At 43.3% G+C, this 20504-nt stretch carries 12 protein-coding genes and 1 tRNA gene; 4 read left to right on the top strand and 9 right to left on the bottom strand.

Going from position 1 to position 20504, the window contains the following annotated elements:
- Positions 1-9: 9 nt before the first annotated feature.
- The 5 genes from LHW48_05980 to LHW48_05960 all read right to left on the bottom strand — a co-directional run bounded on the left by LHW48_05980 (position 10) and on the right by LHW48_05960 (position 8704).
- Positions 10-1998: a hypothetical protein gene (locus LHW48_05980; GenBank protein MCB5260008.1), complete on the bottom strand. Its 1989-nt coding sequence runs from the start codon at positions 1996-1998 to the stop codon at positions 10-12.
- A gap of 312 nt (positions 1999-2310) precedes the next feature.
- On the bottom strand, positions 2311-2703 hold the full coding sequence (locus LHW48_05975; GenBank protein MCB5260007.1) for a hypothetical protein: 393 nt from the start codon (positions 2701-2703) through the stop codon (positions 2311-2313).
- 86 nt (positions 2704-2789) lie between these two features.
- Entirely contained in the window at positions 2790-4445 is a 1656-nt protein-coding gene (locus LHW48_05970; protein MCB5260006.1) for a 5'-nucleotidase C-terminal domain-containing protein, read from the bottom strand.
- A gap of 20 nt (positions 4446-4465) precedes the next feature.
- Positions 4466-5926, bottom strand: coding sequence for a hypothetical protein (locus LHW48_05965; GenBank protein ID MCB5260005.1), 1461 nt, complete (start codon positions 5924-5926; stop codon positions 4466-4468).
- 12 nt (positions 5927-5938) lie between these two features.
- The gene (locus LHW48_05960) at positions 5939-8704 is read right to left on the bottom strand and encodes a helix-hairpin-helix domain-containing protein (protein ID MCB5260004.1); all 2766 of its coding nucleotides are present in this window, start codon (positions 8702-8704) and stop codon (positions 5939-5941) included.
- A 593-nt stretch (positions 8705-9297) separates the two neighbouring features.
- On the opposite strand from LHW48_05960, the gene LHW48_05955 reads away from it, so the two are divergent.
- The gene (locus LHW48_05955; GenBank protein MCB5260003.1) at positions 9298-10218 is read left to right on the top strand and encodes a D-glycerate dehydrogenase; all 921 of its coding nucleotides are present in this window, start codon (positions 9298-9300) and stop codon (positions 10216-10218) included.
- Between the two features lie 226 nt (positions 10219-10444).
- On the opposite strand, the gene LHW48_05950 is transcribed toward LHW48_05955, so the two are convergent.
- The 4 genes from LHW48_05950 to ppdK form a co-directional block, all read right to left on the bottom strand.
- Positions 10445-11794 carry a phosphomannomutase/phosphoglucomutase gene (locus LHW48_05950; GenBank protein MCB5260002.1) on the bottom strand — a complete coding sequence of 450 codons (1350 nt, stop codon included), beginning with the start codon at positions 11792-11794 and terminating at the stop codon, positions 10445-10447.
- Positions 11795-11812: 18 nt separating this feature from the next.
- Entirely contained in the window at positions 11813-12415 is a 603-nt protein-coding gene (rdgB, locus tag LHW48_05945; protein ID MCB5260001.1) for an RdgB/HAM1 family non-canonical purine NTP pyrophosphatase, read from the bottom strand.
- Positions 12416-12937: a DUF1232 domain-containing protein gene (locus tag LHW48_05940; GenBank protein ID MCB5260000.1), complete on the bottom strand. Its 522-nt coding sequence runs from the start codon at positions 12935-12937 to the stop codon at positions 12416-12418.
- 140 nt (positions 12938-13077) lie between these two features.
- Positions 13078-15798, bottom strand: a complete 2721-nt coding sequence (ppdK, locus tag LHW48_05935; protein MCB5259999.1) for a pyruvate, phosphate dikinase — start codon at positions 15796-15798, stop codon at positions 13078-13080.
- Positions 15799-16732: 934 nt separating this feature from the next.
- Between ppdK and LHW48_05930 the strand changes: the two genes are divergently transcribed.
- The 3 genes from LHW48_05930 to LHW48_05920 all read left to right on the top strand — a co-directional run.
- A complete protein-coding gene (locus tag LHW48_05930) occupies positions 16733-19717 on the top strand; it encodes a T9SS type A sorting domain-containing protein (GenBank protein MCB5259998.1) in 2985 nt (994 codons plus the stop codon).
- A 130-nt stretch (positions 19718-19847) separates the two neighbouring features.
- Positions 19848-19923 (top strand) — tRNA-Ala (locus LHW48_05925).
- Between the two features lie 325 nt (positions 19924-20248).
- Positions 20249-20504, top strand: a 256-nt coding sequence (locus LHW48_05920) for a Spi family protease inhibitor (GenBank protein ID MCB5259997.1), incomplete at its 3' end; no start/stop codon positions are given.

The raw sequence follows: 20504 nt of genomic DNA, 5'->3' as shown, positions 1-20504 counted from the left end.
CACAGATATTTATCTATAGGCTACCACTCGATAGAAGCCTTTGGTACGGCTACTTGCCGCAGTATCGTAGAAATATAATCTGCTGGCAATAGTAGAGCCCAATAAGCTTACGTTCGTCTCAAAATCCGGGTTTGGACAGAAATATATTCTATAACCACTAATATTCCCGCCAACGCTATTCCAGCTTATTTTATTGCGATTTAGAGAAGATACAAATTCCACACTAATATTCTGAGGCATTCCGGGCAAAGCGTTCACGGTTAAGCTTACCGGAAGTGTAAGCACAGAATTTGTTTCGCTATTGCTAATTATATTCACCATACTCTGATAGATGCCGGGAGCTAAGCCACTGCTATCGAATCCGATAGTTAGCACATGAGCAGCAGCACCGGGATTGATGCTTCCACTTACACTGCTATCATTATTTATGCTAAGAAATGGTGCCATATCGCCATCTCCGGATACTGAGATCTCATCTAAGCATACACCATGTCCATATTGAGCTTTACCTTCAAAAGCGATATAGTAATCCGAACTTAGGTTGGGCAAAGTTAATGTCCTTTGAGTCCATTGGGTCACTTCACTGTTATATGTAGCCAAGAGGTACCAACTGCTGGATGAGCTGGTTCTATAATATACTCTTAGTTCGTCCTGATCACCGAACCAAGAGGATTGGGCGTGCATAAAACTTAAGATGGCAGTCTCATGACCGCTTAAGTTTAAGCGTGGGCTAATAAGCTTGGCTACGCTTGGCGTTGTTTGTGCCTTGTACAATATAGCATTATTTTGGCCTTCATAAGCACTAGCTGGATTCCCCGAGATGCCACCATTATTCAAACTCCAATTAACCGTTGTTCCGGATACTAATTGTTGAGTCCAACCCGCTGGGATCGAACTGCCTTCAAAGCCTTCGCTAAGTACATTATTATCTGGAACAGAACACACATATTCCAAAGTTGCTTCTCCGCTATTACCCAAAATAAGATTCTGAGCTGAAGTAGCTTCGGGATCTAAAACCTGAGAAAATAAACCGGGATTCCAAGTAATAGTACTATACTGGGCGCTTGGCACAAGCTCTATTACGCTAACGGCATAATGTACTCCTCCACTATATGATCCACCCCATGTCATGTAATGCAAGTTGTGATCCCAAGTATCGTGGATATAGATGGTAGAATTTGTGCTTTCATAGCCGACGCCAACCATTGTATGCCCTTCGATATGGATCATAATCGGAATTCCATTATCTATGCTTTGACGATACTGCGCCAGAGTATAGCCCTGTGTATTGCCTTCATAGCCATAAATTGCCTGATTGTAGTTCGTAGTAACTTGATACCCCCTAGATTCCATAAATAATCTAAATCCTCGTATTCCATCCCTCAATCTGCGGCTGGCACTTTCATCTCCCGAGTAGTTATGTAATGGGCTTCCATCGGGATAATGAAAAAAGGTAGTTGCCCCATCCACATTGTTCCAATAATCTTGGTTAGTGCCCATAAAATCCGTAGTACAATTTGCGTAGGTAGAGGTAGGATTGCTGCTGCCATAAGGATCATCCCCACTATTGCCATAGTCAGTCCAAAATCTATTCACATGTCCCCATGTACCCAGACCGTCATATCCTTGATGAGTAGCGCTTAACGGGCATTCCTCATAACCCCAACTCGAATTTGTGGGCGGGAAAACGCCGCCGTTTGTGGGTCCACTATACATATTGGGATATCCATTCCGGTCGTAAAAACCTGCAATCATCGCAGCAGAAGTTGCACTGCAACCATAACACCAATCTAATTTGGGTACATCGCTCAAGATAACAGCATTCCTTGATGGCAATGCTATTGGACCTGGCTTTCGCAAGGCTTCGGGAATGCCTGGTACAACAACAGCTTCAATCTCTTTACCATTTTCATCTGTAAAACGATTTATAACGTAAGAATTGGCTCCTAAGCTAAAGATCAGTCCAAACAATACTATGGCTAGCAGACTTTTTTTCATAAATCCTCCTATGAACTTAACGATCAATTTTGGGCATAATTAGAAATATATCCATCCAGTCAAGTGTTTTATTGCATGACATTCACAACCCATTCTCATCGGATAATGCTGAGATTAGATATGGTTCAGGCAGAGATTCTCTTTACCAGACAGGATGATCTCGGCTTAAAGCTATGATAATTATAGCCTAAGCTAATGGGCTGGCATAAAGGAAGAACTATGTCTTTGGATCAAGAACGAATATGAAAGAGTAATTCCACCGCAAAAAAACCCTGCATAGATAGCAGGGCTTTTAATGAAATAGGATATTTTTTATTTAATAGCCTGAAGAATCTCTTCAGACAATTTTCGCATTGAGGCTTGAATATCTTTGTGTGCTCTGGTGCAGATAAAGCCGGGCAAAACTTGGGCACCTTTGGTGCGCAATTCTCTGGACATATAGCGAATTGCCGCATTCCCGCCTAAGCACTGGAAAGGAAAGCCCATAGTTACAAAAGGGATACATTTCATATCTCGTAAATGGGCATAGGTCTGTATGGCTGCCACAATCACTGGAGATGGACCAAACGCCCATACGGGACCCCCAAATAGCATTATATCATAGCTCTGTGACTTGGGCAGATTGGTGATCTCGATAACCTGTTTGTCTCTAATGGAGGATTGTTTAACCGGATTCTTGGTGCAGAGTTTTATTGTTTCCACCATGTGCCCGGCTGGACGTAAACTCTCTTCGATAACCTTGGCAAAAGTTTCAGTTATCCCGGTTTGGCTGTGATATAAGATGCAGATATTCATTGTTGTAAATATGGGGCTTGATCCGATTCGTCATCCCGTTTCCAGCGATTGTCTATTTTAACATCCACAGGGGAGTTATCCTGGAAATATTTCACGATCGCATCGCGCAGATTGATATTGTGGTTGGTAATATCTTCATTTGGAACGCTCATCAACATCGTCAATCCAGCATTACCTTGCATTAGGAAGTCTGTAGTTGCCACCGTATAGATCTTATCGGGATCCCAAGGCTCTCCTCCAATTAGAAGCTTAGTAACCCGGTCAAAATTGGGACGCTTACGGGAATATACAACATTCACTCCAGCAACTATCAAACCGGCACGGCTACCTTCCACCCGGGTTTCGATAATACGCCGAAGAGTTCTGCCATCGCATTTGAAACTAATCAACATGTTGTCGAAGGGCATCACTTCAAAGATATTGCGATAAGTAACCGGTCCGCTCTTGATTTCGGCTCGTACTCCACCCAGATTTAGAAACGAGAAATCGGCATCAACCATATATTTCATGGCTTCCACAATAGTATTACCCATTGGAGATTGAGCATCCACATTAGTTCGGGAAAGATAGCTTTTTGCATAACCAACTACTTCATCCATACCTTCTTCGGCAATAGCAACGTAGCCTTCTATCAGTTCGCTGGCTTCCGGATCGGGAATAAACTGGTCTTCAAAAAGAGTTATCATTGCACCTTCACGGATAGCAGGAAGCTCGTAGCCCGTAAGAGTCTTGGTTTCAGGGTCGATGGTAATGGTGAGCAATCCCAGATTTGAGCCATAGGCATAACCTGTTATCACCATAGTGTGGGTAACGGGGTCTATCCAAGGCTCAGGCCAGCCTTTATGGATGTGCCCTCCAATGAATAAATCTATGCCATCAACCTCGCGGGCAATTTCTTGAGCATCATAGCCCCAATGACCACGTCTTTCGGCATAGCGCGGATTGCCTTTTTCATCATAGCGGCTTAAGTAGGTCTCCACGTTCTCGTAGGGAAGCCCGGCATGACCAAGCACAATTACGATATCTACCTTTTCTTCTTCGCGTAAAATCTTAACATATTTGGAAACAGACTCTTTTTCATTTAAGAAGTCTATTTTACGGATGTTTTCAGGAAAGCTCATCTGTTTAGTATCTGTTGTAGTAAAGCCAAGTATGCCAATTCGCACACCCATGCGATTTACGATGGTATAGGGAAACGCATACCAGGGAATCTTTCCGGTTGTGGTATCGATCACATTACAAGTAAGGATCGGGAAGTTTGCCAATTCCAAAGTGGGCTCAAGCTCATCTTGGAGGATATCAAACTCGTGGTTACCAATGGTCATGGCATCGTAACCAACCATATTCATGTATTCAATAACGGCAACTCCGTTTGTAACCGTACCCACCGGTCTGCCCTGAAAGAAATCGCCTGCATCCAATAGCAGAGATTGACGGGTAGGGCTATTCCACGAACGAATATGCTTGATAAGGCTTGCCGCCGAGGCTCCGCCACCCAATTGGGGGGGAAACTCCGGGTTCATAAAAGTTGCTTGAGAGCGGTCTATGCCGCCATGAACGTCGTTTGACCACATGATGTCCAAACGCAAGTCCTCTGCTATGGCAAAACTAAGCGCCAATAGCAGCACTGAAAGAATTATATACTTTTTCATATTAGTACCTTAAGGGGATCTTACCAGCTAAAAGAAATGCCGGCATTTAAGCTAACAATGTTTTCCTTTACTTTGTCGGGGTTTTCCCAGCCACGGTTTTGTAAGTCTATATATGTATTAGGCCAAAGCAATTCATTGGCGGCTCCTGTATATTGAGTATCATCATAGTATTTGTCACCAAACAAATCCAATGCCTGATATTCACGCCAGCCATAGCCAAACCCAAGATCCAATACTACATTTTTGTACAACTGCACAGAAGAGCCAGCCGTAATCATGGGATTGATTACTTTCTTGGGAGAAACAAATGTTACTGTATTTCCAGCTTCATTAACAGCCTCTTCGATGGTTTGGAAGTAATTGCTCACGGCTTGGAAACCTAATCTTAAAGGAACACGATTTGTAATATGATGTTCTACGCCTGCGTAAAAATTGAAGATATCATCATATAAAGAATCCACATCAGAGTATTGCAGCATTTCCAAATCTATGCTGAATTCTGTGCGCATGATATTGCGGGGGAAATAGCTAAAACCAAATTTGAATTCAGCGGGCAGATCATAATCTCCATCCATATCGACATTAGTGCTATCCATGGGGGTATTTCTGTATGCTTCTCTGAAAGTGAAATCCTTTCCAGTAACATCTAACGTGGTTTTGGGGCTATAAGTTAAGCCTACTCCAAATCGCGGACCAAGCCTAAAGGCTGCTCCAATTTTCATTTGCTCACCTTCCAACTCCCAATCCCTAGTCCTGGTATATTCTGGTAAAACTACATCTTCTCCCACTGTTTCCTGTGCCCAATCGCTCCATCTGATGGTGGTTTCTTGCTCTACATCGGCTGTAAGCAATCCATAATCAAAACCAAGATTCACATCCCAGAAATCGGCAAACTTATATGCCGCGCTGAGTGCCATACCTGTTTTTATTAGTGCCCCTTGATTGTCGATATCGTTTTGGGCAATCTTTTCGGGATAACCATCATCATCTGTATTGCGGTTGTTGCGTATTTCTTCGGTATATTTTCCAGAAAAACTAATATACGGAGTATGATACGCTCCCACACCAAACCTTAACCCGCCAAAACCTGCGCTTGCAAAGGCCGCTCCAGAGAAATCGGTATAAGCATTTATGTTTGAGGCATACACAGAATCATCCACGTAATTGTCGAAAGAATTATACAAGGGAAGCATGCGGGTATCTTCCGCACGGTTGATCATTCCATTTATCGTAAACCCGGCAAATTTGCCTTGATTTGTAATATTAGCAGGATTGTTGGCAATACTGCCAGGGCGCATATTGTTAAATACCCCAGCTCCACCCATGGCAAAACTGCGAGCGTCCAAAACACCGTAGCGATAGCCTAATGAGGCTTGCCCATAAGGTGGATGTCCATAATAATTGTCACTTACGCTAAAAGCGCTAAGCATAGAGACCAGCATCAGCAGGCCAAATATAATCAGAGATTTATTTGATAACATGTTTCCTCCACGTTAGAAGCGATAATCAAGGGAAAAACGGATTGTGTTTTCACTGTGTTCCACTCTTTCGGCATAGGTTAGATAACCGGCATCAACCATATCTGCGGATTCATTATATTGGCGGAGTCTAACTTCCTTATCCTGATAGGTTTTGTTGCGGAACTTTATATTCATATACATATTATTCGAAATGCGACTGGAGATGGCAATCCAAGCTTTCGCACCGCGTTCGCCCATAAAATCGATCTCCATATCTTCCCAATCCCAGTGAGAGATGCCATGACCATACCAATACACGAAAGAACCTTGCAGTTTAACGCTGGGAGTAAAGTTGTGAGTATAATTTACGCCAATGTAATCTCCTGTCATCAAGGTCTGAGCGGCGGCCATAGTATTATTTCCTGGTTCAGCAGGATTGGTTAGAGAAGTATAAGGCGGACTCAGCACCGTGTTGTATCGATATTCTAACTCCAAGAAGTCTCGGTTGGAGAGGAAAGTGCGAATTGCCATCGTATATTCATTGGTCTTGGATACGCCACGTTCTGCAGTGTCGTCATAGCGGTTCACCTGATTCTTGTAGCGCAATCTCATGCCCAATTGATACAATGGGCGAAACTCCAATTCACTTTGGAATCTTACGCTACGACGTCCATCTGTCAATCGTTCCCAAATATCAAGATAGCTGCGACCAACGGTGAAGTAATTGTTGAATTTGTATCTCGTTTCAAAGTATAGACCTTTCTCAGGTTGAGATTGGTTGCTATTCTGATATAGGTCCGAGATTAACGGGTTGGATAAAGCATAGATGTTTTTCTCCAGTATTGTGTCATCAAAGCGCTCATGCTCGGAGAAGCTATTGCTGTATGGATTGTCGAATTCAGCATCGTAATTACGGAAGAGAGTAATAAAATAGAGGTTTTCAAATTGAGTATGGGCACTCAGCAAATATGCCTTAGGATCGTCACCCAATTTGAAGTCTTCGCCATCTTTACTTAATTCGGCGTATTCACCCTGAATGGCAGTATTGCCCAAAACTGTGCCGCCATCGAAGCCAATTACTCGGCGATAATCGCGGTTATAGGTATCGGTTTGGGTTGAGTACAGACTGCTTATTTCGGCATTGAGAGTCTTTTGAAGTTTGGGGTGATAGTAGGAATCTCGAATCATCAGAGGCAAAAGGTCACGATACCCGGGAACCACAAAGTGGGCATTATCATAAAGGGATGTATATGTGGTTACGCCCAATCTGGTGCCGATAAAGGGACTCACTTCCAGATGTGTACCCCACAGATTCTCCCTAATGGAATCCTTCCGGGGCGCCAGATTTATATATTGTAAATAGTAGGGCGCATACGTGCTTCCGGATGGTATCTCCTCTGGATATAGTGAGGCATTCATGTATGCTTCCGCTTCCATCATGGTGTCGTTATCATAAGGCAAACTGGGGTTTATAAACGAAAAGAATTTACGTTTATCGGCTCGAACCGCTGTGCTATCTGCATAGGTATAGCGGGCTACGCCTCCATCCATATAGTACTGTTTGCCATCGCCATCGGTAAACACATCATTGCCATATTCATCCCGCATTATATAGCTGCCGTCTTCATTGATGTATGCCAAACCATCTTTATCGTCCTGTGACACGAAGAAAGATGCACCAAACTTAGGATTGGCAATTTCCACCGCAGCACCCCTGAGAGAGTTCTGTTGAGTGCGTGAAAGATCCGGAGTAATACCCATAATGCGTTTACTAAAGCCAAAGCCGGTCTTGCGGGCGCTGTAGAAATCCGTATTTTCCATCGTCAAACCCTCGCCATAAGTAGCTCGGTAGTGACCCAGATACAATTTGAGTGAAGTATTATCCATCCAGGGTAGTTTGGTATTTTCATAGCCGGCATAGTATTTACTGCTGTTAAGAATGTCCTCGCTATTCATATATTGCCAACCTTCATGAGCCTTAGGCGAATAATTCATTATACCCATTTTGAAATTATTCCCATAGCGCATCCGCAGTTTTGCAACAATATCCGGTTGAACCTGATCTAAATCGAAGTAGCCCCAATAGGATCTTGTCTTTTCGCGAGGAATGCTAAGCCAATTGTTATTAAAGTCACTAGGCAAAAATGGCTCATGCAACATGTCATATTGACCCTCTTCGTAATAACGGGTATAGTATTGAATCTGAGCATCAAACATCAACCTATTTTTTACTGGTGGCTCTCTGAAATAAACATAGTTCCGCAAGTTTGAATAACCATAATATGCCAGCCCCAAAGTACCGCGTAAATCTCTAGTATCGGCAATGGTATCGCCACGAGCAACTCTTTTCAAAATTGCTACCGCATCTACTGCCGATACATTGGGAAGACTTACAAAATCGTTGAAATGCATACGATTAACATTTTGGGGAGTCATCAAATAATCTTCCCAAACGTCCGCCATACCCTCACTGGAGCCTTCGTTGCTATCTAATCGTTCAATAAGATAGTTTATCTCCTCACGGCGAATGGCAACCTCATCGGTTTCGGTATATATTGAAACCACCACCAACGGTTTCAATTTGTTCAAAGTGCGTTGATCTATCGAGGGAATCTCCCGAAGATCATAGATATTATCGAAGATCTTCACAAAAGTCCTATAATCATAGATCGCTCGCGCTTGTGCCTCCGTAATCGGAAGCTGCTTCAGTTCGCTCAGGCTAGCAGTGTTAATATCCACTTTAGCCATAAGAAGCCCCACAAATAATAGGGCAAGAAACATCAAAAAGAGCTTTTTCATCGCGTTTCCTTATGCTTGTATGCTGTTTAATATTCTTTTCTTAACATTCTATTCTAACCGGATTTAACTCCGAATTCACACTATAAATATCTAAGGTAATCTGTAAAGATATTTTTTTGTGTAAGACGACAGCTCTGCCTTATAATATTATTAGTACTTTTTTAAATGGAGTTTATACAATGTCTGGAATAGTTTTCTTCAAAACCCAATCGTTACACGCTACTAAAAAGTTCTATCTTAATAAACTGGGGCTTAAGCTCTGGTTGGATCAAGGTGAATGCCATATTTATGCACATGATGATATGCTTATTGGATTTTGCAAAGCTGAGTACTCTAGCACTCAAGGCACTATCACATTTCTATACGATTCTCAAACCTTAGTAGATAAAGCTTATACGCAATTCAAAGATATCTCCACAACAGCCCCCAAACTAAATCCCAAATTCAGAATCTATCATTTTTGGGGCAAGGATCACGAAAACCGCACTTTAGAATTTCAATATTTCCTAAAACCTGATGAGGATATAGAATACAGAAACCCCATAGAAATTCTTAATCCGACATCAAATAAACCCAAATTACTACTCACTCGCATGCTTCCCCAAAATGCCGTCGACATATTGCAAAAAACCTTTGAAGTACATGCCAACCTTGCCCAAAGAGCATTACTACACAATGAGTTAATTGATAACATAGCAGATAAACATGCCTTGCTCTGCCTGCTTAATGATAGGATAGATGCCAGCGTAATTGAACCCGCCAAATGCTTGAAAGTAATCTCAAATTACGCTGTAGGATACAATAACATAGATCTGGAAGTGGCAAAAAACCACGGGATTGCGGTTTGCAACACTCCCGGAGTACTTACCGAAAGTACTGCAGATTTAGCTTGGGCATTAATAATGGCAACATCCAGGCGCACTGTAGAAAGCGATGTCTTTACCAGATGCGGGAAATTCACCGGCTGGGAGCCACTGCTTTTTTTGGGGCAAGATGTTCATCATCGTACTTTGGGCATTCTGGGAATGGGGCGCATCGGCAAAGCTGTTGCACAGCGCGCCGTTGGTTTTGGCATGAGAATTATATATTCCGGACCATCTGAGAAAGCACTTGATTTTGAAGCCGAATATGTTGATTTCAATACTCTTCTCAAAGAATCTGACATCTTGAGTTTGCATTTGCCTCTAACTGATAGAACGAAGCATCTGATATCTGAAAATGAATTGAAGCAAATGAAACCTTCCGCCATATTGATCAATACTGCACGTGGTGCAATTATCGATGAAAAAATGCTGATTCATGCCCTTCGAGAAAAATGGATATTCGCCGCCGGATTGGATGTGTACGAGCACGAACCCGAAATTCCCTCCGAACTTGCACTGCTATCTAATGTAGTGCTATTGCCTCATATTGGCTCTGCCAGCTTAGATACTCGCCAAAAGATGGGAACCCTTGCGGCGGAAAACGCTATTGCTATTATTACCGGGAAGGATGCTCCCGCTCGTGTAATCTAGGTCAGAATGTGAGATTGCCCACTCTTCCCCCATGGGATTAAGCTTTGCTTAAGCATGGTTTAGGCAGACTTCCTGTAATAAACATGGGATGATCTCGGGATAAACAATCCCTAATCCTTACCTTATGCATTGGGCTAGATAGGGAAGATACGCTTCGAATATAGCTTCCAAGCATTAATGACATAACCATAGGTGGCTATGCCCAAGCTACTTATTGAGGATTTTATTACAGATATTTCTTGATTACGTTCTCGATGAGAGTGCGAATTTCATTCATTCGTTCTTCGGTTGTGGCTTCATAGCGAGTAACCAAAACAGGAGTAGTATTTGAAGCTCGAATTAAGCCCCAGCCATCATCAAAGGTTATGCGAGCACCATCGATGTCATTGACTTTATAACCACCCTCTTTGAATTCGTTACACACTTTTGCTACCACCTCAAATTTCCGGTTATCTTCACATTTGGTATGCAATTCTGGAGTGTTATACATCTTTGGTTGGTCGGCAAGATACTTGCTTACAGGCAATGCCGTTTTTGCTACAATTTCAATGAAGCGGCAACTCACATAGATGGCATCATCAAAGCCGAGATATCGGTCTTTCAAAAATACATGACCACTCATCTCGCCGGCAAACTCTACTCCTATCTCCTTCATATACATCTTTATATTGGCGTGCCCGGTTTTGTACATTATGGCTTTGCCGCCACGGGCTTCTATATCATCATAGAGGTTCTTAGAGCATTTCACGTCGGCAATAATGGTCTTTCCCTTGTTTTGGGCAAGGTAATCTCGCGCTAGTATATTCAGGATTTGGTCTCCAAAGAGCATTTTCCCGTTCTCATCAACTACTCCAATGCGATCTGCATCACCATCCAGACCAATTCCGAGTTCATACTCTGCTTCAACCACTGCTCTGGACAGATCGGTCATATTCTTTTCCACAGTGGGATCTGGGTGGTGATTGGGAAAATCTCCATCCGGCTCGCAATACATCTCTATTACTTCGCATCCTTTACGGCGCAGAATTTCTGGTAAGTAGGGACCGCCCATGCCATTGCCGCCATCAACAATTACTTTTACGGGACGCTCAATATGAATGTTATCTTCTATATATTGTATATAGTCGTTGCTTATATCTGCATTGATGAGCTTGCCCTCACCCTGTTCAAATTTCTCAGTTTGGATTAGTTTTAACAGCTCTTGTAAGGATTCTGCATACACACTGCTCAACCCCAGATTGAGCTTGCAACCGTTGTATTGAGAGGGATTGTGAGATGCGGTAATCATAGCTCCGCCATCCTGCTTGAGTTTCCAAATGGCAAAGTATAACAGCGGTGTGGCAACCAAGCCGATATCGGTTACATCACAGCCTGTTTCTAATGCACCCTTAATAAAAGAATCCATGAAACTGCGAGTACTGTGTCGGGCATCTCCGCCAATTACAATGGATCTTAGTCCCTTTTGCCGAAGCATGCTGCCAAAACCTTTGCCAATCAGATAATAGCTTTCGTCATTTAATTGCTCATCCACAACTCCACGTATATCATACTGTCTAAAAACTTCGCTCTTTATCATTATTACCTCTTTAATTAATTAATCTTGGATTTTCAAAATCCGGTTTAAGATAGGCAGCATCTCGTTAATTGCCAATCCTCTATGCGATATGCGGTTTTTTTCTTGATCATTCATTTCGGCATAGGTAAGATTCATACCTTCTACTTCAAAAATGCTGTCGTAACCAAAACCTTTGGTTCCACGCTCATACTCTGTTATAGATCCCTTCACAACTCCAGACACAACGCTAATAAGACCGGTATGATCCGCTAAAGCTAGGGCAGTTTCAAATTTGGCAGTTCGTTGCTGTACTCCATCCATCTGCAAAAGTATCTTCCTCCGGTTGTCCGAATAAGAGCATTTCTCCCCTGCCCAACGAGCGGAATAGACCCCTGGAGCGCTCTTCAAGTAGTCAATAAAGATTCCGGTATCATCTGCCAAACATAGCATTCCGGTATGATGCGCACCTTCTAAAGCCTTTTTGATAGCATTCCCGTGAATGGTTTCTGCGTCTTCAACGATTTCTTGCATATCGGGAAAATCCAGTAAGCTATGTAAAGTAATATTATAGGATTGCAGTATTTCCCTGAATTCCTGCACTTTATCCAAATTGCGGGAAGATAGTAGAAGCGGAATATTCATTTACAGTTTCTTTAGCCAGTGCCTGATGCGGTTTATCAGGTTCTTATCTAAGAACTTCTCGGCAGCGGCTGTGATCTTTTGCATTTGTCGCAACACATCGCCTTCACCACTCCAATTATCTATCAGAACCTTCTCATCGATTTCGTTCAAGATCAGATTTAAACCCAAAACCACCAAAACGAGATCGTCGATATAGCCAATAACAGGGATGAAATCTGGAATAATATCCAAAGGCATTATAAGATAGGCAATTATCCCACTAATAAATAGCTTGTGCTTGGTTGTAACTCTTCTATCCACCGCTAAGCGGCATACTAAAATGAAGAAATCTGGCAGCATAAAGAGATACTCTCCAAGTTTGCCACCCAGTTTACCGGTTTTCTCGTTGGTCCACCCTTTAGCTTTATTGCGTATGTTTTCGTAGAACTTTAGCTTAACCGGATCTTCATCAATGATCCTGTCGTTGATGTTATCCTGTTCTTCCACAGGAATCTCACGCGATTCAAATACTTCATCTTTCATAAGTACCTCCTCTGTAACATAATAATTTGGCTATTGTTTCAAAGTCAAGGAAATTCTCTGCCGATAATCTCATTCTGGGTATAAAAAACCGGGATTAGTATGAAACCAGATCCCGGTATATGAATATTTAACTTATTTGTTTATCTGATCGCCGCCATTGCCGCAGCCAATCTTGCAATAGGTACGCGGTAAGGTGAACAACTCACGTAATTCATGCCAACACTGTGGCAAAACTCAACGCTTGAGGGCTCGCCACCGTGTTCGCCGCAGATGCCCACTTTTAGGTTCGGGCGGGTGCTGCGTCCACGTTTGGTTCCCATTTCTACCAATTGACCTACACCTTCCTGATCCAATACCTGGAAGGGATCGTGTTTGAGTAGGTTCTTTCTAAGGTAAACGGGAAGAAATACTCCAGCGTCATCACGACTGTAGCCAAAGGTCATCTGCGTGAGGTCGTTGGTGCCAAAGCTAAAGAATTCAGCACTTTCGGCAATTTTATCGGCTGTAAGAGCAGCACGTGGAATCTCAATCATGGTTCCCACCATATATTCCACCTTCTGTCCTTTTTCCTGAAACACTTTTTCGGCTGTAGAGCGGATAATCTCTTCCTGTAGTTTGAATTCGGCAAGAGTACCGATGAGGGGTACCATTATCTCCGGAAACACCTTCACGCCCTTCTTCTGAACGTTGATAGCAGCTTCGATTATTGCTCGCGCTTGCATCTCAGTAATTTCGGGATAGGTATTGCCCAAACGGCAACCGCGGTGACCCAGCATAGGATTAAATTCATGCAGAGAGTTCACCCTATCTTTCACCTTTTGGGGATCTATGCCCAGATCTTTGGCAATCTCAATTTGGTCCTTTTCCTCATGTGGCACGAACTCGTGCAGGGGTGGGTCTAAAAGGCGTACAGTTACTGGAAAACCGTCCATGGCAGAGAAGATTCCTTCAAAATCACTCCTCTGCATCGGCAGAAGCTTATCCAAAGCCTTTATGCGTCCCGCTTCGTCATCTGCTAAAATCATTTCACGCATGGCTTTGATGCGGTCACCTTCAAAGAACATATGTTCGGTTCTACACAATCCAATGCCTTCAGCGCCAAAATTGCGGGCAACTGTGGCGTCTTTGGGAGTGTCGGCATTGGTGCGCACTTTCATTTTTGTGTATTTATCGGCAAGCTCCATGATCTTGGCAAAATCTCCGCTAAGTTCTGGATCTTGGGTATCAACTTTACCTTCTAGAACTTGACCGGTAGAGCCATTCAGAGAAATCCACTCGCCTTCCTTGTAGCTTTTACCGTCTACTGTCATAATACGAGTTTTGTAATTAATCATCAGAGTTCCGGCACCGGAAACGCAGCATTTACCCATTCCACGAGCAACTACTGCAGCATGGGATGTCATGCCGCCGCGAGCAGTAAGAATGCCCTTGGCAACGTTCATGCCACGTAGATCTTCAGGAGATGTTTCGGTGCGAACGAGGATCACTTTTTTGCCGTCTTTTGCCCAAGCTTCGGCGTCATCGGCAAAGAAGACAATCTGGCCAGTGGCAGCGCCGGGAGAGGCAGGTAGCCCCTTAGCGATAACATGGGCTTTGGTAAGAGCGTCTTTATTGAACACGGGATGCAGTAGCTCATCCAGTTTTTCGGGTTCCATGCGTAAAAGTGCGGTCTTTTCATCAATCATACCTTCGTTAAGCATATCTACCGCGATCTTGACCATTGCAAAACCAGTACGCTTGCCATTACGAGTCTGTAGCATCCATAATTTACCATCTTGAATGGTGAATTCCAGGTCCTGCATATCGTGGGCGTGGTGTTCCAGTTTATGCTGGATATCAAAGAGTTCTTGATATGTTTGTGGCATTACTTCCTCAAGAGATGGATAATTGGCAGCGCGTTCTTCTTCGCTAATACCAGCAAGTTTTGCCCATCTCATAGAGCCTTCTTTGGTTATTTGTTGCGGAGTGCGAATACCCGCCACTACGTCTTCGCCCTGCGCATTGATGAGGTATTCACCATTGAATATATTCTCTCCGGTAGCGGCATCACGAGTAAAAGCGACACCCGTAGCGCTGGAATTGCCCATATTCCCAAAGACCATCGCCTGCACATTCACTGCTGTTCCCCACTCGTGAGGAATACTATTGAGCTGGCGATAATACATGGCACGGTCATTGTTCCAACTATCAAAAACGGCAAAGATGGCACCCCAGAGCTGCTCCCATGGGTCATCTGGGAAGTCGTGACCTGTATTGTCTTTCACGGCTTTTTTGAAAAGTGCTACAAGCTGTTTTAGATCCTCACTGGTAAGCTCAAGGTCGTTTTTCACGCCCTTCTCTTCTTTCATGTGGTGGATAATAACTTCAAAAGGATCTTCCTCTTCTTTGCTTTGGGGTTTCAGACCCAAAACCACGTCGCCATACATCTGTACGAAGCGGCGGTAGCTATCCCACGCAAAGCGTTCATTATTGGTCTTCTTGATGATGCCTTGCACGGCGTTGTCGTTCATACCAAGGTTCAATATGGTATCCATCATACCCGGCATAGAGGCTCTGGCGCCAGATCTTACCGAAACAAGAAGCGGGTTTTCATTTGAGCCAAATTGCATGTTCATGATCTGCTCTACGTGTTTAACCGCGGCTTTTACTTCGTCGGTGAGCAGTTCACGCAGTTTGTGGGGTCCCGCCTGATTGTATTCGGTACAGGCGTCTGTAGTAATTGTAAATCCGGGGGGTACGGGAACACCGATGAGATTCATTTCAGCAAGGTTTGCACCCTTTCCGCCCAACAGATTCTTCATATCGGCTTTCCCTTCAGCATGTCCGTTACCAAAAAGGTAAACGCGTTTAGTTGCAGTCATTTATCCTCCATGAAAGCAATGAATATTGATTTTGTTATTATTTTTCCAAGTTCTTTAGTAAGCCTATTTTGTCAACTAATTTTACACTGGCATTCCCCCATTCTTTTTATCCAGCCTTATTTTTAATTGCCAAAGATATCGTCTTCCTTCGGGGCTATGCCTTCGTTTATACTGAACGATCATACTTATACAGATGTTCAAAACATCGCTGATCCTATAATAGATAAAGTCTTTGGGCTTAGTCCAGTCCTTTTTGACGTACTGCAGCAGTTTAGGGAACCCAAGCACCAGGATGTGGGTGCAGTCTTTGCAATTGTATGTGAACTACAGTGCCTGAGCCATGAAAGCATTGAGGTTTTATATTTCCCGATAGCTGGCCAGCCGCATGCTTTCCCATTTCATGCTCTGCTTCATTTGGAGATGCACTTCTTCGATAGACCATAGTTTCCGGTAATGCTTAGCTAAGCTTTAGAGCGCTATTATCCCGCATTTACTGCAGTATCACGGGAGGAACCTTGCTTAATCTATAGTTGATACAGCAAGGATAGGTAGTCCCTGTTATGAGAACAATAAATCTTGCTTGTCAGCATCCTGTACACCGAAAGCTGCCGCGAGTATGCACTCAAGCGGCTGAAACATTAGGAGCTTCGGTAAGCTACGTTTCATCCTCTGTTACGGGAAATATTAAAAAACTTTATGGGATCTAGGGAGATGTGTGGATAGAGAGAAGCTGCCACAACGATAGCGATTTTCATCCCCAGTTTTCGTATTTGCAGAGTGTTATGAGCCTATAAAAGAAAAAAATTAGTTGACAGTTTTTTATCTATGCATATTCTGTCATAAAAGGTTGAGATATGAAGAAAAACATCTCATCTAATGAACCTCAAAGAGTTCTTGATTTGCTGAATAATCGATATTTAAGGAGGAAATAATCATGGTTAAGAGACTAATCATACTGTCTCTGTTGCTGATAGGCCTGGTAGGGCTTTATGCGCAGAGTATTACTCTTTCCACTGTCAGCATAAGTGCTGAAGACCCATTAGTGCGTGTAGGCGATGAAATTACGGTATCATACACTTTCACACCCTCAAATGTCATGGGCGTGCAAGGAGCTTCTTATCAGAGCAATACTGATAAGCTTCTAATACTCTGGTTCTCAACAGATGATGGTTCTGGTGCCCCCATAAGATTCGATACCTATGATGTTAGTAGCTTTGCTTCTTTTAACGCTGATGATGGTGTGGTAAATACAAACTCACTTACATTCACTTTACCAGCTGCACCCAGCAGCGCAAAAAGCTTAAAAGTAGTGTCCGCCTTATATGGAACTGCTTGGGATTACGTAACTATAGTACACAGCTCAGCTGCAGCCTCTTCATCGTATTTGCAGCTTAACACTAATCAACCACCCACCGCCACAGACGTAGCCATCTTAAACGGCTCAATCGCAAGAGTGGGAGACACCTTACATGGTACATATACTTATTCAGATGCCGAGGATGATCCTCAGTCAAACACTACCTTTAGATGGTTACGCTCTACTTCTTCTGATCCTTATGGAGCATATTTAGCTATTTCTGGGGCAACGGGTCTTAATTACAATGTGAGTTCCTCAGATCTAAACCGCTTTCTCAAATTTGAGGTTAAGCCTCGTGCCTCAAGCGGAGTAGCCGAGGGAAATCCCGTTCTTAGCGATTTCTCAGAGCAGATCGAAGATCTGGCTACCATATCTTTACATAGCGCTACAGTTCTAACTGAAAGTTCGGCAAATGATGGCAGTCTGAATGGTGTCATAGTAATAAATTCTTATAATGCTGATTTTGTATCAGGAATTGATCCCAACGATATCATTGTTAGCAATCTACCAGCAGGTTTGTCTGTTGGCTCAATAGACCGAATTAATAGCAACCTAATCAGCTTAGACTTTGCCGGTAACGCTGAAGTCCACGAAGCATCAGCTTCTATCAATAGTAGCAGTACGCTCAAAATCCAGATAGCTGCAGGCGCTTTCAGCAATGTAAGCAGCACCTTGTCCACAGCCACCGGACCCACAATCCAATACGACAACAATGGGATTACAAGCATCGCCTTTCAGAGCTGTGGGAATCAAATAGCAAGTCTGACCTGGGATATTCCCGCTGGGTTGAAAGCCACTGGTAGCGGGTTGCAAAATTTTGATATCTACAGAGGTGGCAGCTTCGTCGATTCTGTTCCCCTTACCAGCTACAGAGGGGAGTATTCCTATACCGATTATGGTCTAAATAACGGAACTGCTTACCAATATTATGTATTAGCAAATTATTCTACCGGAGATGATCCACAGTCCAGCGCCGTGACAATCACCCCCATGGCTATCACCGCATTTTCCTTTGCAGCGGAAAGCGCTATCGGGGTAATAGATCATAATGCCAAAACCATATCCGTAGAAGTTCCTTATGACGCCGAGCTTACAAGCCTGATAGCTACATTTGTCGTACCTTCAGGAGTAACCGTAAAAGTGGATGGAGCTACCCAAAGTAGTGGCAATTCAACCAATGATTTTAGCTCTGCTGTGCAATACGATCTGAGTGTAACAAACGGTTCTAACTGCTCATATACTATTGCAGTTACAAAGGAAGAAGGACCTCTGGATATACCTGTTCTCAGCACCGGAACGACTACTACCAGCTCTATCAGGCTTGAGTGGGCAGCTATCGATGGCGCTGCCAGTTACAAGCTGCAATACTCTGAAACTGAGAGCTTTGAATCCTCAGCGGAAATAGATGAAAGCGGGCTCTCCCATGTCTTTAGCGGGCTTGAAGCAAATACTACCCATTACTTCCGGATAAAAGCTATTCACCCCAGTAATGAAGAGCAAAACAGCGCTTATTCTGATGCTTATAATGCGGCTACAATCGCTACAAGCGCTGGTACTGGCAGCGTGGAAATCTCAACAGATAACGCTACCATAGTAAATATCGGTGCATTCAGCCCTCTGACCAGTCCATCTCTGTCAGTTGACCTTCAGAGCTTCACTTCGGGTGAGAATAACGTTTTGACAGTAAGCATCAGTATGGGCTCAGATCCGGAAGGCCTCACTTACAGCCTGGATTTTGATAACTCCAGTTTCCTAACTGGAACATATACATTCTCTTACGCCGGTTTGGGCTATGATCCCAGCCAGGCAGGTTATCGCATCAATGGCGGAGGAATGTCTATCGGCGGAACAGTTGATACCGGGAACAAAACGATCACCATCAACGTTAGTAGCAAAACCAGCAAAGGAGCATACACGCTTGAACTGATCGCCGGTGCTGAAGGACAAACCCTTCCTGTAGTCTTTTCCAGCTTCAACGCTACCGCTATCGATGGCGGCAGAGTAAGAATAACTTGGGCTACTCATAGTGAAACCGGAGTCCAGGGTTTTTACATCTTACGGGGTGTGACGGATATTGTGAGTGAAGCTCAGATCATCAGCCCCATGATCTCGGCTACAAATACTTCTAATCTCACCACATACAGCTATACAGACTTTGAAATCTCACATAGCGGTATCTATTATTACTGGCTGTTGATTCAGGATATAGATGGCAGTGAAAGCTATTCCAGCCCTTTCAGTATTCAAGTTATTCTGGAAGGTGAAGATAGCCCCGAGATTGTCAAAACAACAGCTCTGAAAAAAGTTTATCCCAATCCCTTCAATCCAGTTACGACCATTGCCTATGACATTGCCGAAGGAGGCTTAGTAATGATCGATATATACAACCATAAGGGGCAGCATACGCGCAGCCTTGTCTCAGAACATAAGGAAAACAGATCCTATACAGTAATCTGGGACGGACGTGATGACAATGGTCGTCAATCTGCTTCCGGAACCTATATTATACGCATGAAAGCACCTTCTTATGATAGCACCCGCAAAATATCACTCTTGAAATAGGGCATAAATATGTAAAACAAGCCTCGTCGCAAATGGCGAGGCTTTTTCTTTGTCGTTCAGAGTGTTTATAAAGAGTCACCCAAATTTTGATTGACAGAATCTAAGCTTTCGAGTTTTTGCTTTTTGGCGTGGGGCTATAGCTCAGTTGGTAGAGCGAATGGTTCGCAATCATTAGGCCAGGGGTTCGAATCCCCTTAGCTCCACCAAATTTTACTCATTAACCTATTCACACAATCGATTTCTCTCTGCCAATGTTTTACCATCAAAGTGCATTTTTCGCAAAATTGTGGAATGACAGATTCAAACTTTTCACCCGAGCTATGCAAAACACTGTGGAGATACTGCAACAAGAAGCTTATCCATCTAACAGACTAAAAGATAATACGTTGCTCATTCATGAGAAACACGTACTAAGATAGAAATTTAAATGCGGCATTCAAATAGCAAGCGGAAGAACTTGACAACATGCCTTCTACATCAGTTCTTGCTCATCATTGGCATGATTATCAATAAAGTGATATTGAGGATTTTATGAAAAAGGTTATATGTATATTGATAGCACTATTCGCACTGACCTTAAACGCCGTTCAGATCTCTGAAACCCGCGCTGAATGCTTGGCACAGAACTTGCTGAAGGCAAATAGTATATCCCGGCAAATTGGGAAAAAGACTACCTTAAAAAACGAAGATACCCCTCTCGCTTTTGTCTACACTCTTAAACCTACCGGCTATCTAGTGATTTCTGCCCAAAGCGAATTGCCCCCTCTAATGGCATATTCATGGGATT

The organism is Candidatus Cloacimonadota bacterium, assembly GCA_020532355.1.
Classification (GTDB): domain Bacteria; phylum Cloacimonadota; class Cloacimonadia; order Cloacimonadales; family Cloacimonadaceae; genus UBA5456.
Note: the sequence above shows the minus strand (reverse complement) of the source record. Positions and strands in the feature narration are given on the sequence as shown.